The sequence below is a fragment of the [Clostridium] polysaccharolyticum genome (genome assembly GCF_900111595.1).
Taxonomy (GTDB): domain Bacteria; phylum Bacillota; class Clostridia; order Lachnospirales; family Lachnospiraceae; genus Clostridium_AI; species Clostridium_AI polysaccharolyticum.
Genome location: NZ_FOHN01000032.1, coordinates 1 through 14759, shown reverse-complemented (window position 1 = coordinate 14759; position 14759 = coordinate 1). Strand labels below are relative to the sequence as shown.

The 14759-nt window shown below is 38.1% G+C and carries 17 protein-coding genes and 1 pseudogene; 17 read left to right on the top strand and 1 reads right to left on the bottom strand.

Going from position 1 to position 14759, the window contains the following annotated elements; translation table 11 throughout:
• Positions 1–10 precede the first annotated feature (10 nt).
• The 13 genes and pseudogenes from ffh to pgeF all read left to right on the top strand — a co-directional run bounded on the left by ffh (position 11) and on the right by pgeF (position 8742).
• Entirely contained in the window at positions 11–1351 is a 1341-nt protein-coding gene (ffh, locus tag BMY85_RS13800) for a signal recognition particle protein (RefSeq protein ID WP_092478867.1), read from the top strand.
• A gap of 136 nt (positions 1352–1487) precedes the next feature.
• The gene (rpsP, locus tag BMY85_RS13795; RefSeq protein WP_092478850.1) at positions 1488–1730 is read left to right on the top strand and encodes a 30S ribosomal protein S16; all 243 of its coding nucleotides are present in this window, start codon (positions 1488–1490) and stop codon (positions 1728–1730) included.
• 173 nt (positions 1731–1903) lie between these two features.
• On the top strand, positions 1904–2134 hold the full coding sequence (locus tag BMY85_RS13790; RefSeq protein WP_092478849.1) for a KH domain-containing protein: 231 nt from the start codon (positions 1904–1906) through the stop codon (positions 2132–2134).
• A 117-nt stretch (positions 2135–2251) separates the two neighbouring features.
• Positions 2252–2767 carry a ribosome maturation factor RimM gene (gene rimM, locus BMY85_RS13785; RefSeq protein WP_092478848.1) on the top strand — a complete coding sequence of 172 codons (516 nt, stop codon included), beginning with the start codon at positions 2252–2254 and terminating at the stop codon, positions 2765–2767.
• 15 nt (positions 2768–2782) lie between these two features.
• Complete coding sequence (gene trmD / locus BMY85_RS13780; protein WP_092478847.1) at positions 2783–3505, top strand: tRNA (guanosine(37)-N1)-methyltransferase TrmD; 723 nt, start codon at positions 2783–2785, stop codon at positions 3503–3505.
• 135 nt (positions 3506–3640) lie between these two features.
• Positions 3641–3988: a 50S ribosomal protein L19 gene (gene rplS / locus BMY85_RS13775; protein WP_092478846.1), complete on the top strand. Its 348-nt coding sequence runs from the start codon at positions 3641–3643 to the stop codon at positions 3986–3988.
• Positions 3989–4125: 137 nt separating this feature from the next.
• The gene (lepB, locus tag BMY85_RS13770; RefSeq protein ID WP_092478845.1) at positions 4126–4716 is read left to right on the top strand and encodes a signal peptidase I; all 591 of its coding nucleotides are present in this window, start codon (positions 4126–4128) and stop codon (positions 4714–4716) included.
• Positions 4716–5564, top strand: a complete 849-nt coding sequence (gene ylqF / locus BMY85_RS13765) for a ribosome biogenesis GTPase YlqF (protein WP_092478844.1) — start codon at positions 4716–4718, stop codon at positions 5562–5564. The genes lepB (BMY85_RS13770) and ylqF overlap by 1 nt, the downstream gene beginning before the upstream one ends.
• Before the next feature lie 11 nt (positions 5565–5575).
• Entirely contained in the window at positions 5576–6340 is a 765-nt protein-coding gene (gene lepB, locus BMY85_RS13760; protein ID WP_092478843.1) for a signal peptidase I, read from the top strand.
• Between the two features lie 6 nt (positions 6341–6346).
• Entirely contained in the window at positions 6347–7105 is a 759-nt protein-coding gene (locus BMY85_RS13755; RefSeq protein WP_092478842.1) for a ribonuclease HII, read from the top strand.
• A 35-nt stretch (positions 7106–7140) separates the two neighbouring features.
• Positions 7141–7425, top strand: a complete 285-nt coding sequence (locus BMY85_RS13750) for an EscU/YscU/HrcU family type III secretion system export apparatus switch protein (protein WP_092478841.1) — start codon at positions 7141–7143, stop codon at positions 7423–7425.
• A gap of 34 nt (positions 7426–7459) precedes the next feature.
• Positions 7460–7804 (top strand): annotated as a pseudogene (locus BMY85_RS13745) (YraN family protein); the annotation flags it as partial.
• 23 nt (positions 7805–7827) lie between these two features.
• Complete coding sequence (gene pgeF / locus BMY85_RS13740) at positions 7828–8742, top strand: peptidoglycan editing factor PgeF (protein WP_092478840.1); 915 nt, start codon at positions 7828–7830, stop codon at positions 8740–8742.
• Positions 8743–8760: 18 nt separating this feature from the next.
• Here pgeF and BMY85_RS13735 read toward each other — a convergent pair whose 3' ends face one another.
• Positions 8761–9939 (bottom strand): ribose-phosphate pyrophosphokinase, encoded by a 1179-nt coding sequence (locus tag BMY85_RS13735; protein WP_092478839.1) that lies wholly within the window; start codon positions 9937–9939, stop codon positions 8761–8763.
• A gap of 181 nt (positions 9940–10120) precedes the next feature.
• Here BMY85_RS13735 and BMY85_RS13730 point away from each other — a divergent pair, with 181 nt between their 5' ends.
• Genes BMY85_RS13730 through BMY85_RS13715 form a run of 4 tightly spaced genes read left to right on the top strand, consistent with a single transcriptional unit; the run spans position 10121 to position 14446 of the window.
• Positions 10121–11425, top strand: coding sequence for a DUF512 domain-containing protein (locus tag BMY85_RS13730; protein WP_092478838.1), 1305 nt, complete (start codon positions 10121–10123; stop codon positions 11423–11425).
• Positions 11426–11440: 15 nt separating this feature from the next.
• On the top strand, positions 11441–12766 hold the full coding sequence (gene der / locus BMY85_RS13725; protein WP_092478837.1) for a ribosome biogenesis GTPase Der: 1326 nt from the start codon (positions 11441–11443) through the stop codon (positions 12764–12766).
• A gap of 1 nt (position 12767) precedes the next feature.
• On the top strand, positions 12768–13394 hold the full coding sequence (gene plsY, locus BMY85_RS13720) for a glycerol-3-phosphate 1-O-acyltransferase PlsY (protein ID WP_092478836.1): 627 nt from the start codon (positions 12768–12770) through the stop codon (positions 13392–13394).
• Between the two features lie 44 nt (positions 13395–13438).
• Complete coding sequence (locus BMY85_RS13715) at positions 13439–14446, top strand: NAD(P)H-dependent glycerol-3-phosphate dehydrogenase (RefSeq protein WP_092478835.1); 1008 nt, start codon at positions 13439–13441, stop codon at positions 14444–14446.
• Positions 14447–14759 lie beyond the last annotated feature (313 nt).

Sequence of the window (14759 nt, the reverse complement as noted above, 5' to 3'; positions counted from 1 at the left end):
GATGGTACATGTGGCATTTAACAGCTTATCAGAAAAACTGCAGAATGTATTTAAAAATTTAAAAGGAAAAGGCCGTTTAACGGAAGCAGATGTTAAAGCTGCTCTAAAGGAAGTAAAAATGGCTCTTCTCGAAGCGGATGTTAATTTTAAGGTTGTAAAGAATTTTATTAAAACAGTACAGGACCGGGCAGTTGGCCAAGATGTCATGAACAGCCTTACCCCTGCACAGATGGTAATTAAGATTGTAAATGAAGAACTGGTAGCTCTTATGGGAGATGAAACCAAAGAGATTATGTTAAAACCGGGCAGTGACATTACCATTATCATGATGTGTGGTTTACAAGGTGCTGGTAAAACAACGACTGCTGCAAAACTTGCAGGCAAGTTTAAGCAAAAAGGAAAACGTCCTTTGCTAGCTGCATGTGATGTTTACCGTCCAGCAGCAATTAAGCAGTTACAGATAAATGGTGAAAAACAGGGTGTTGAAGTTTTCTCAATGGGAGACGGGCACAAGCCGGTAAATATTGCGAAGGCTGCTATTGAGCATGCTGCAAAGAATAACTTTAATGTGGTTGTTTTAGATACTGCAGGCAGGCTTCATATTGACGAAAGCATGATGGACGAGTTAATTGAAATTAAAGATAACGTAAATGTAGATCATACGGTTCTTGTAGTTGATGCAATGACAGGTCAGGATGCGGTAAACGTAGCAGAGACATTTAACAGTAAAATCAGTATTACAGGTGTTATCCTTACGAAGCTGGATGGGGATACAAGAGGTGGTGCAGCCCTTTCCATCCGTGCGGTAACGGGAAAACCTATTTTATATATTGGCATGGGTGAGAAACTTTCCGATTTGGAACAGTTCTATCCGGACAGAATGGCATCCCGTATTCTGGGGATGGGTGATATTCTTACTTTGATTGATAAAGCCCAAAGTGAGATTGACGAAGAGAAAGCAAAGGAATTAGAAAGCAAGATTAAAAAAGCAGAATTTGATTTTAATGATTTCTTAGACTCAATGGCACAAGTAAAGAAAATGGGTGGCATTACAAGCATGCTTGGCATGTTGCCTAATATGGGGCTTCCAAGTGATCTTGAGGTGGATGATGATGCTTTTAAAGGTGTAGAGGCAATCATTTATTCCATGACAAAAGAAGAGAGAAGCAATCCGGCAATTTTAAATCCTTCTAGAAAAAAGAGAATAGCAAAAGGTGCTGGTGTCGATATTAGTGAAGTGAATAAGCTGGTAAAACAGCAGGAACAGATGAAGAAAATGATGAAGCAGATGTCTGGCTTAATGGGAGGCAAAGGGAAGAGAGGCAGATTCAAATTGCCTTTTGGACTATAGATGGAAGCTGTTTCCGAAAGGTATTTCATATAACAAAGCTTATAATTGCAATTGAATAATGCATTGTTATTCAAAGTAAATTCTTTTACAGGCAATTTATAATATATCAGTAGAAAATTGAGGAGGTGAATTGAAAATGGCAGTTAAAATCAGATTAAGAAGAATGGGACAGAAAAAAGCTCCTTTTTATAGAGTAGTTGTTGCTGATAGTAGATCTCCTAGAGATGGTAAGTTTATCGCTGAAATTGGAACTTATGATCCAACTAAGGAGCCAAGTGCTTTCAACGTAAATGAAGAAGAAGCTAAAAAATGGTTATCCAATGGTGCACAGCCAACAGATACTGTAGGGAAACTGTTTAAAAAAGCTGGTCTTATGTAATAAGAACGTATTGCGGGGACTGTGTTACAGATGTAGTGCAGTTTCCGTAGTACGTCTTTTGTTATGTATAGGAAATTTTGAAAATGTTCTGTTATCTATACATAAGCGGATCTATAGGTAAGCTGCAGGAGTGTGGAGACACACCGGTTCCAATAAAGGTGGAGGCGAAGTAAATGAAAGAATTAGTTAAGGTTATAGCTACATCACTAGTAGAGAAACCTGACGAGGTTGCTGTTACAGAGTCAGAGAATGAAAACGGTGTTACAGTTGAATTAAAAGTTGCTGCAGAGGATATGGGTAAAGTAATTGGGAAACAAGGTCGTATTGCAAAAGCGATTCGTACTGTAGTAAAAGCTGCAGCATCTAAAGAGGAAAAGAAGGTAACTGTGGAAATCATACAGTAGATGATGGGGGGATGTTGTCTGACATCTCCTTTTTTGGTACTGTAGGAAGGTCACACTCCATTTCCTAGAGTGTCAAATGCTTAAGAATGAATAGAAATAAAAAAACTGGAGGAAGAAATGAACGATTATTTTAGAGTAGGTGTAATTGCCAATACGCATGGAATTCGAGGGGAAGTAAAAGTGTACCCTACAACAGACAATGTAGAACGTTTTAAAGTATTAAAACAGGTAATATTAGATACTGGAAGAGAAAAAATTGACTTAGAAATTCAAGGCGTAAAGTTTTTTAAGAATATGGCAATTCTGAAGTTTAAAGGAATTGATAACATAAATGATATTGAAAAATACAAGGGGAAAGATCTTCTTGTAACAAGGGAAAATGCAGTTGAATTAGAGGAAGATGAGTTTTATCTGGCAGATGTGCTTGATGCAAAAGTAGTGACAGATGAAGGAGAAGAATTAGGCGTGATTGCGGATGTATTAGAAACGGGAGCCAATGATGTTTTTGTAGTGGAAACCAAAGAAGGAAAAGAAGTATTATTCCCAGTAACAAAGGAATGTGTCCTTGATATAGATACAGACGAAATGGTTGTGACGGTACATGTGCTGCCAGGGTTATTAGACATAAACTAGGAAAGTGGGAAAGATATGAATTTTTATGTATTAACCTTATTCCCTCAGATGTTGGAAGATGGGATGAGAGTAAGTGTTATTGGGCGTGCATTAGAGAAAGGACTGATTACATTAACGGCAATTAACATAAGAGATTTTGCCAGAAACAAGCATGGAAAAGTGGATGATTATCCTTACGGGGGTGGTGCAGGGATGGTAATGCAGCCTGGTCCTGTATATGATGCATATTTACATGCTGTAAAATTAATTGAAGAACGTAGAAAAGAACAGAACCTGAAACCTTTAAGCAAGAAGCCAAGAGTGATTTATCTAACACCGCAAGGCAGTGTGTTTAAACAGAAAATGGCACAGGATTTTTCATATGAGGAAGATTTGATTTTCTTATGCGGACATTATGAAGGAATAGACGAACGTGTTTTGGAAATGATCGTGACAGATAACATTTCAATTGGAGATTATGTCTTAACAGGTGGAGAAATGCCAGCAATGGTTTTGATGGATGCGATTTCACGTTTAGTGCCGGGGGTATTAAATAATGATATTTCAGCAGAAACAGAGTCCTTTACAGAGGATTTGCTAGAATACCCACAGTATACAAGACCTGTGGTTTTTATGGATAAAGAAGTGCCAGAAGTACTGTTATCAGGACATCATGGAAAAGTGGATAGATGGAGACAGGAGCAGTCGCTGAAACGTACTATGGAGCGGAGACCGGACCTGCTAGAGAAAAAGAAATAAAATACTTGCATTTGCATGAATTATGTGGTAGCATTAAAATGTTGTGAGATTAGATGGTCCTCTGTTACAGTGCCTGTATAGGACAGACACATAAAAATGTATTAAGAACATCAAAATTATGAAGGAGGAACAACAATGAACGATATTATTAAAAATCTTGAAGCTGCTCAGTTAAAAGCAGAAGTTGCTGAATTCAGAGTAGGAGATACTGTTAAGGTACATGCGAAAGTAAAAGAAGGAAACCGTGAAAGAATCCAGATTTTCGAAGGAACTGTTTTAAAGAGACAGAACGGTGGAGCAAGAGAAACATTTACTGTTAGAAAGTTTTCTAATGGTGTAGGTGTAGAAAAAACATGGCCGGTACATTCTCCAAACGTAGACAAAATCGAAGTTGTCAGACATGGTAAAGTTAGAAGAGCGAAATTAAATTACTTACGTGACCGTGTTGGTAAAGCAGCTAAGGTTAAAGAGTTAGTTAAATAATACGGTTATAGGTAATCAGGATAGATAATCTATAAGGATAAGTTCCCACGATATTTTTCGTGGGAATTTTTTGGATTGATAGGAAAGTTTTTTAATCTGTGATATAATGAGGTTGATAAAATGAAGGAGATTCGTTCATGGGTTTATATTACGAACTTGAAGAAAAAGAAAATGCCAGAAAAAAGCGCAATCGGGAGATTTTAATTTGGATTGGAGAACTGGCAGCAGTTATTTTAGTATCTTATTTAATAGTAGCATTTGGAATGGTTCGAATATCTATGATCGGGGATTCTATGAATCCTACTTTGCAAGATGGCAATTCCATTATTGTGAATAAAATGAGTTATCGCTTTACTAAGCCAAAGAGAAATGATGTTATTGTATTTAAGCAAAGCGGAAGTGAACACAGTTATTATAACGTAAAAAGAGTCATTGGGCTTCCAGGAGAGACAATTCAGATAAAAGAAGGCGACATTTACGTAAATGGAGAAAGGCTGAAAGAAGAATTTCATTTTGAACCTATTTCCAATGGAGGACTTGCCAATGAGGAAATTAAGCTGGACGCAAAGGAATATTTTGTGTTAGGAGATAACCGAAATGCAAGCGAGGACAGCCGATTTGCCAATATTGGAATTATAATTAAGAAAGATATCGTTGGCAGTGCATGGATTCGTGTGAAGCCATTCGGTTTTGTGAATAAAATAAGAGTACAGAGTGAGGAAAAATGATGAATTTTCAATGGTATCCAGGTCATATGACGAAAGCAAAAAGACAGATGCAGGAGGATGTTAAGCTTATTGACGTTGTCATTGAGCTGGTAGATGCACGAATTCCATTTAGCAGCAAGAATCCTGACATTGATCATATTGCAAAAAATAAATCTAGAATTGTACTGCTGAATAAGTTTGATTTGGCAGACGAAAAAAATACAATGCTTTGGAAAGAGTGGTTTGAAAAGCAAGGATTTTTTGCAGCATTAGTAAATTCTAAAAATGGAAAAGGTGTAAAAGAAGTCCATAATGTAATTCAACAGGCATGTAAAGAAAAGATTGAGAGAGATAGAAAAAGAGGGATTATCAATCGTCCTGTGCGTGCTATGATTGTTGGAATCCCCAATGTGGGAAAATCTACATTTATTAACAGTTTTGCTGGAAAAGCGTGTGCGAAAACGGGAAACCGTCCAGGTGTCACTAAGGGAAAACAATGGATTCGCTTGAATAAAAATGTTGAATTACTAGATACGCCAGGTATTTTATGGCCAAAATTTGAGGATCAGGCAGTTGGCTTAAGACTTGCATTTATCGGTTCTATCAAAGATGAAATTCTTAATATAACAGAATTGTCCTTAGAACTGATTGCCTTTTTACAGGTAAATTACCAAGGCTTTTTAGCAGAACGTTACGGGATTGATGAGACTCAGGACAAGGTAAAAGTCCTAGAAGAAATTGCAGCTGTACGTGGATGCCGTTTAAAAGGAAACGAGCTTGATTATGAAAAAGCAGCCAGCTTGATTTTAGATGAATTTAGAAATGGGAAAATAGGACGAGTTACTTTAGAATTTCCACAAGCAGATTAGGGAGTGTGTAGATGAGCAAGGAGGATGAAATTAGGGAAAGCCTAGAACTTTGTGAGGATATTTATGTCTACTATGAGAAGAAGGAAGAAGAAACCGGTTTTGATTCCCAGTATAAGAAAAAAGAGACGGTGTATCCTGACAGGAAACCAGGGCAGCTGTCTGGCAGTGAGTCAGATTCAGTGCCAGAAGAACAGCCTAAGCTAAAGAACCATAAAAATGTCGGTGACGAAGAGGAAGAAGGGGAAGCACAAGAGAAACGAAACTTTTATAGAAGAGAGATACTTCCGGTTTTATTATGCATTGCAATTGCGTTTGCTGGTGCCAAACTTGTTTCTTCTTTTTTGATTCAGATAACAGTTGTGCAGGGAGATTCCATGGAAGCGACTGTTTCAGATGGAGACAAGCTTTTTGTAGGTAAACTTGCCTATAAGATTCATGGTCCAAAACGCTTTGATGTGATTGTGTTTCAGAATAAACGCGAAGGCAATCTGATTAAGCGGGTCATTGGTCTTCCAGGAGAAAAAGTCCAGATTGCAGATGGAATTATATCCATAAACGGAATAGTTCTTTCGGAAGATTATGGATTTGAGCCGATGAATCCAGATGCAGAACCTGTGGATATGGAGCTGGGCGAAGGTGAGTACTTTGTGTTAGGGGATAACCGCACAGTTAGTTTAGACAGCAGAAATATGGCAATAGGTGCTGTTAAGGAAAGTGAAATTATTGGAAAAGCATTGATACGGATTTATCCGTTTAAGGAAATACGAATAATTTAGGAAGGAATGAATATGAGAATAAGTGAGATAAAAAGCCAATTAGAAGCGGCTGACTGGGATGGCTTAGAACAGGTTATGGAGTCCTTTCGTCTGGATAAACGAGCTGGAGTCCAAAAGCTGTTAGTACAGTTTGAAAAGAAAAAAGCTGCTTATGAAGCGGAATTAGAACGTTTGGAAGCCATGAGGCAGTTTGAAGAAACATATAAAGAAAGTCCGTACATTTGTGGAATTGATGAAGTGGGAAGGGGACCGCTTTGCGGACCTGTTGTAGCTTGTGCAGTTATTCTGCCTAAGGATGCAAGGATTTTATACTTAAATGATTCGAAACAGCTTTCAGAAAAGAAAAGGGAAGCTCTATACGATGAAATTATGGAAAAGGCAGCAGCTGTAGGAATTGGTGTAGTTTCCCCAGAGGATATTGATGAACTGAATATTTTGCAGGCTACATTTAAAGCTATGCGAATTGCCATTGAAAGCCTGGAAGTAAAACCTACACTTTTGCTAAATGATGCTGTTACCATTCCGGGAGTGAACATTAAACAAGTAAATATTATCAAAGGAGATGCTAAAAGCATTTCTATAGCAGCGGCGAGTATTGTTGCAAAAGTAACCAGAGACCGGATGATGGTGGAGTACGACAAAATATTTCCGCAGTATGGTTTTGCAAGAAATAAAGGATATGGTACAAAAGAACATATTGAGGCCTTAAGAAAATACGGTTCTTGTCCGATACACAGAAAAACATTTATTACACATTTTGTATAATGGTCTGATTGGTATTGAACAGGAAGGAAGATAAAATGGGAAGCATGTTTAATAAGAAGGACAATGCGGCAGTTGCTTTGACCTATGAGAAGGGGGAAACGGCACCTAAGGTTGTTGCTAGTGGACGTGGCTATGTAGCAGATAAGATTATTAAACAGGCCAAGGAACATGATGTTCCAGTTCACGAAGACAAACAGTTAGCAGAGTCTTTGTCCAAAATTGAAATAGGGGATACGATTCCGCAGGAATTGTATGAAGTAGTAGCGGAGATTTTAGTTTTTGTCAGTGATATGGATAAACTGAAAGAACGGATTAAGTAAGGAGTGTACATTTACGAGGGAGTATAAGAAGTTTAATAAGCGAAAAGCAGGAAGTGAACAGGAAGAAACTGCTGTTCATTTTTTGCAGTCTAAGGGGTATGAGATACTGGAACGCAATTATTTCAGCAAAGCAGGTGAGATTGATATTGTGTGCAAGGAAAATGGCTATCTTGTGTTTGTAGAAGTGAAGTACCGGGCAAATACCAGACTGGGCTATCCAGAGGAGGCAATTTTACCTTATAAAATGCAGCATATTATTCGTACTGCACAAAGATATTTATATGAAAGAAAATATACCATAGATACACCAGTACGGTTTGATGTAGTGGTGATTCTGGGAAAAGATATACAAGTGATACAAAATGCATTTGAAGCTTAAGAAAGAAGACGTGGAGAGTATATATGTATAATGAAAAGATTCTATTCGATTTGGAAAAGGATTCTCTGGTTACAGTGGAGAAAAACGGGTATTCAGGAGTATGGTATAATGAAAGACATCAATTAGGCAGCAGACTGGTTTCAAAGGATGTTCCCTACATAGAGTTTCCGGAACTTAAGCAGTTTGACTTCCTGAAACATGGATTCTCTACAAGGTTAGGTGGAGTTAGTGAAGGGGCATTCCAGACCTTGAACCTAAGTTATAGCCGTGGAGATGTGAAAGAATCCGTAACAGAAAATTATAAACGGATATTAGGCAGTCTTCATATGAATTTAGAAGATGTGGTATTTTCTGATCAGGTTCATGACACGAAAATTCATGTTGCAAGTAAGAAAGATTGTCAGGGAACAGCATATGGAGAGAAAAAGCTGGCAGGAATAGATGGACTGATTACCAATGAAAAAGATGTAGTGCTTTGTACTACCTATGCGGATTGTGTACCTTTATTTTTTGCAGATCCCAAAAACAAAGCAATTGGTGCAGCCCACTCAGGATGGAAAGGAACAGTAGGAAAAATCGGAGCCAAGACCATACAAAAAATGGCTAAGGAGTATGGAACAAAGGCAGAAGATTTACATTGCGTCATTGGACCATCTATTTGTGTAAGCTGTTATGAAGTAAGCAAAGACGTAATCGATCAGATTGAACAGAACTTTACTGGGGAAATAATAAGACAGTGTGTATTTCCAAAAGAAAATGGAAAATACCAGCTGGATCTCTGGATGCTGAATCAGCAGATATTAATAGAAGCAGGCATGCCAAAAGAACGGGTTTCCATATCAAATGTATGTACCTGCTGTAACCACACATTGCTCTTTTCCCACCGTGCTTCAGGTGGAAAAAGAGGAAATCTATGTGGATTTATCGCATTGGCTTAGTGAAGTGATGGAAGCGTATTATTTTAAAACTTTTTCATTATGAATTTTTAATAAGTCCTGGATTCTTTCAATAGGGTCCAGGATTTCGTTTACAGAAGTATCATTATTCAAAGTATCTATAATAAGTGCAATGTATTTGCTTAAGTCAACATTTTTATAATAAGGCTTCTTGGATAATTCCTCTGGTACATGAGAAAGGTTGGTAGTAAAAATGCGATCGATGATGCCGTCTTTGTAATACTGATCGAATTTTTCAAATCCGTTGGTAAACAATCCATAGGTAACGGCGATGAAGACACGGTGTGCCTTGCGTTTCTTTAGTTCAAGTGCTACGTCTAGCATGCTTTCACCAGAAGAAATCATATCATCTACGATGAATACGTCTTTTCCTTCTACGTCATTTCCAAGATATTCATGAGCTACAATCGGATTTCTTCCGTCTACAATCCGGGAATAGTCACGGCGTTTGTAGAACATACCCATATTTATGCCTAATACGCTTGCATAATAAAGAGAACGTGACATGCCACCTTCGTCTGGACTGATAATCATGGTATTTTTGTCGTTTACTACAATTTCGGGTTCTGCTTCGAATAATGCCTGAATAAACTGATAAGATGTAAAGAAGTTGTCAAAACCTTGAATTGGAATGGCATTCTGTACTCTAGGGTCGTGTGCATCGAATGTAATGATATTCTTCACTCCCATAGAAACTAGTTCCTGAAGTGCGTAAGCACAGTCTAGAGATTCTAATTTGCTTCTTCTATGCTGCCTGCTTTCATATAAGAAAGGCATAATGACGTTAATCCTGTGAGCCTGTCCGCTGCATGCCTGGATAATACGTTTCAGATCCTGAAAATTATCATCTGGAGAAGTATTGGTATCGCTTCCGTTCATTTTATATGTATTGGAAGTGTTAACAGTATCAATTAAAATAAACAAGTCTTTTCCACGTATGCTTTCACGGATTTCTCCTTTCGCTTCGCCAGAACCAAATCTAGGTACATTGTGAGATACTAAATAGGTATCAGAATCGTATCCTAAAATAGATAAATCTGTGTGTTCCTGGGAAATCTGCTGTTTTCTTGATTTTACAAGGTGAGCATCTACCATCTCGCCTAGTTCCTGGCAGCTGGAAAGTGCAATGATTTTAAGTGGAGCTGTTGGGACTGCAATATTAAGTGGTCTTTTAAACATAAAATGCCTCCATTATCCTTTGATTAAATATTTACCTATAAAATATATATCATTAACTAATTCCATAGTCAAGTTTTTGGTGAAAATCCGTAAAAAGTGAAAAACGACGATTCATTATTGTTATATTTCAAATGATAGGATATAATAACTAGGTATATGATTTGATAGATTGGTGGATTGTATGAAGCATAAGATTAAAAGTGTCGAAGAGGGCAGTATTGCTTGGGAGTTAGAAATTGAGCCTGGAGATTATTTAGTAGCCGTCAATGACACAGAGCTAAAAGATATATTTGATTATCATTTTATGTGTAATGATGAATATATTACGGTACTGATCGAAAAGCCAAATGGCGAGCAATGGGAACTTGAGATAGAAAAAGAATATAATGAGGACATTGGAATTGATTTTGAGCAGGGGCTTATGGATGATTACCGTTCCTGCACCAATAAATGTATGTTCTGTTTTATTGACCAGATGCCGCCAGGAATGCGGGAAACATTATATTTTAAGGACGATGATGCCAGATTATCCTTTTTACAGGGGAACTACATTACGTTAACCAATATGAAAGACGCAGATCTGGACCGTATTATTAAATATAGACTGTCGCCGATTAATATTTCGATTCATACGGTGAATCCGGAATTAAGAGTGAAAATGCTTCATAACCGATTTGCAGGAGAAGCATTAAAGAAACTGGAAAAGCTTTATGAAAACCGTATTGAAATGAACAGTCAGATTGTTTTATGTAAAGGGATTAACGATGGGAAAGAGTTGGAGCGAAGCATTGAATACTTATCCAATATGCTTCCTTATATGGAAAGCTTATCGGTAGTTCCAGTTGGACTTACTAAATTCCGTGACAATCTGGCACCATTACAGAAGTTTTATAAAGACGATGCCATTGAAGTACTGAATACCATACACAAATGGCAGGATAAGCTCTTGAAGGAATATGGGACAAGATTTGTATTTGCTAGTGATGAATGGTATATCACAGCAGAGATGCCATTGCCACAAGAAGATTATTATGAAGGATATAATCAGATTGAAAATGGTGTCGGAATGGTTCGCTCCCTAACGGACGAGGTAGATGAATACCTTGCTTTATTAGAAGGGGATAACCGTTCTAAAAAGGTTACTTTGGCAACTGCTGTTTTAGCAGCACCTATTATTAAAGAGCAGACAGAGAAGCTAATGGAGAAATATCCAAACGTAGACTGTACGGTTTATACCATTTTAAATGACTATTTTGGACGTGATATTACCGTAGCAGGGCTTCTTACAGGACAGGATATTATTAACCAGTTAAAAGACAAAGATTTAGGGGATTATTTAATCCTTCCAAATGTTTTGCTTAGAAGCGGAGAAGAAGTATTATTAGATGATCTGACACTTTCTGATTTGGAAAAAGCTTTACAAATAGAGATTCGTATTGTAAAATCAGACGGAACATCATTAATTGATACAATATTAAATGATTAAAAAGGACGAGTGAAAATGAGTAAACCAATAGTTGCTATCGTTGGAAGGCCTAATGTAGGCAAATCCACGTTATTTAATGTGTTAGCAGGTGAAATGATTTCCATCGTGAAGGATTTTCCTGGTGTAACAAGAGACCGTATTTACGCGGATGTAGATTGGCTAAATCACCAGTTTACCATGATTGATACAGGTGGTATCGAACCAGATTCCAAAGATTTAATCTTATCTCACATGCGTACACAGGCAGAAATTGCAATTGAAACAGCTGATGTGATTATCTTCTTAGTGGATGTAAGACAAGGTTTAGTGGATACTGATTTTAAAGTAGCAAATATGCTAAGAAAATCCCATAAACCAGTTGTACTTGTCGTAAACAAAGTGGACAGTTTTGAAAAATTCATGCCAGATGTGTATGAATTCTATAATTTGGGAATGGGAGATCCGATTCCAGTATCTTCTGCTTCTCGATTAGGAATTGGGGATATGTTAGATGAAGTGGTCAAACATTTCCCAGAGGATGCAGATGATCAGGAAGAAGATGAAAGACCTCGTGTGGCAATCATCGGTAAGCCAAACGTAGGAAAATCTTCTATTATCAACCGGCTTCTTGGGGAAAATCGTGTAATCGTATCGGATATTGCTGGTACAACAAGAGATGCCATTGATACAGCGGTTACTTACAAGGATAAGGAATATGTATTTATTGATACTGCAGGACTTAGAAGAAAAAGCAAAGTCAAAGAAGATTTGGAACGTTACAGTATAATCCGTACCGTTGCGGCAGTAGAACGTGCAGATGTGGTTCTTGTGGTAATTGATGCAGCAGAAGGCGTAACGGAGCAGGATGCTAAAATCGCTGGTATTGCACATCAAAGAGGAAAAGGTGTTATTATTATCGTGAATAAATGGGATGCCGTGGAAAAGGACGATAAGACCATTTACAAGTACACCAATGAAATCCGTGATATCTTATCCTTTATGCCATACGCAGAAATTTTATTTATTTCTGCTTTGACTGGACAGCGTTTTACAAAAATGTTTGATGTCATCGAAATGGTGATTGAAAATCAGGCATTACGTGTAAATACTGGTGTCTTAAATGAGATCTTAACGGAGGCAGTTGCGCTTCAGCAGCCACCTTCAGACAAAGGCAAGAGATTGAAGATTTACTACATGACGCAGGTATCAGTAAAACCTCCTACATTTGTTGTTTTTGTGAATAGTAAAGAACTGATGCATTTCTCATATTTGAGATACATTGAAAATAAAGTAAGAGAGTCCTTTGGTTTTAAAGGAACTTCTTTAAGGTTTATTGTTCGTGAAAGGAAGGAAAAGGAGTAACATGATTTTAAAGCTTATTGTTAGTATTGTTGTGGGGTATTTATTTGGCTGCTTTTCTACTGGCTATTTTGTAGGAAAGCACAATCATATTAACATTAAAGAAGAGGGAAGTGGCAATTCAGGTGCAACCAATGCTTTAAGAACAATGGGAATTAAGGCTGGAATCGCCACATTTGCAGGGGATCTTCTGAAAGCCTTTATTCCTGTACTGGCAGTTAGATACGGTTTATTCCGTGACGCAGATATGGGTTATCTTTATGCTTTGTATATTGGGTTAGGAGTTGTGTTAGGTCACAATTTCCCTTTCTGGATGCATTTTCAAGGGGGAAAAGGGATTGCTGTTACATCTGCCGTAATCGTTTCGCTGGCAGACTGGAGAATCACAGTAATAGGACTTATACTGTTTATTGCAATTGTTGCAGCTACAAAGTATGTGTCTTTGGGGTCCCTGATGGTAGCTTGGCTTTTAACAGTGAATACCGTTTTGTTCTGGCGTACGAGTGAGTATTTTATACATATGCTGATTCTCAGTTTATGTTTTATGGTATTGGCGTATGTGAGACATGGGCAGAATATCAAAAGGCTGCTAAGTGGTACGGAAAGCAAACTTGGTTCCAAAAAGAAGTAATTAAGTAAGAAAGACTGGCTGAGGTCATAAAGGAAGGAATAGATATGAGTAAAGTAAGCTTATTAGGTGCAGGAAGCTGGGGAACAGCCTTGGCTATTTTGTTGGCAAACAATGGACATGAGGTTACACTCTGGTCCGCACTAAAAGATGAAGTGGAAATGCTGTCAGTCCACAGAGAGCATAAGGACAGGCTTCCAGGAGTGATTTTGCCTGAGAATATTTCCATTACGGATGATTTAGAGGCAGCCTGTAAGGACAAAGAACTGATTGTATTTTCTGTTGCATCACCTTATGTGAGACAGACTGCAAAACAGGCAAGTCCATACATTGCTGGCCAGCAGATGATTGTCAACGTTGCTAAGGGAATTGAAGAGGAAACCCTATATACGATTTCTCAGATTTTAGAAGAGGAAATTCCACAGGGCAGAATCGCAGTGCTTTCTGGTCCAAGCCATGCAGAGGAAGTAAGCAAGGGAATTCCTACTACGGTAGTAATCGGCTGCCAGTGCCAGAAAACGGCAAAGATTGCACAGGACATTTTCATGAATGATGTATTCCGTGTTTATACAAGTCCGGATGTGATTGGCATTGAACTTGGTGGTTCTTTGAAAAATGTCATTGCTTTGGCTGCAGGTATTGTAGATGGCTTAGGCTATGGAGATAATACAAAAGCTGCTTTAATGACAAGAGGTATTGCGGAAATGAGCCGTCTTGGCATGAAAATGGGTGGCAAGATTGAAACATTCTCTGGTTTATCCGGTGTAGGGGATTTAATTGTTACCTGTACAAGCAAGCATAGCCGTAACCGTAATGCTGGTTATCTGATTGGACAGGGACACACGATGAAAGAGGCTATGGATGAAGTAAAACAGGTTGTAGAAGGCGTATATTCTGCGAAGGCTGCCCTTGCCCTTGCTAAAAAGCATGAAGTGTCTATGCCGATTGTAGAACAGATTAATGAAGTATTATTTCATAATAAATCCGCTAAGGCAGCGTTAAGTGATCTGCTTGTAAGAGAAAGCAAGACGGAGTATCCTAGTTTGGAGTGGTAATGTTAATAGAAAGAAAAGCATGCTGTGTTTTATTACATGGCATGCTTTTTGCATGTGCGCCTTGCGGCGCACGTTTCTAATGGGTGAAAGTCTCTAATTCGCCCCTAGTAGTGGGAAGGATATAGCCAAAGACAAGGGTGTCTATCGTGAGGTGGAATCTGAAGGAAGGTGGAGGCAGATCTCTGGTCTGACGAACAGAAACCACATCAGGCTACAGTTAAGGATAAGGTTGCAAAATAAACTAAAGTCCAATAACTACTCGGAATTAACTGCGGTAAATGTGGCAGATATATGGAGAGAAAGAAACGTGTGG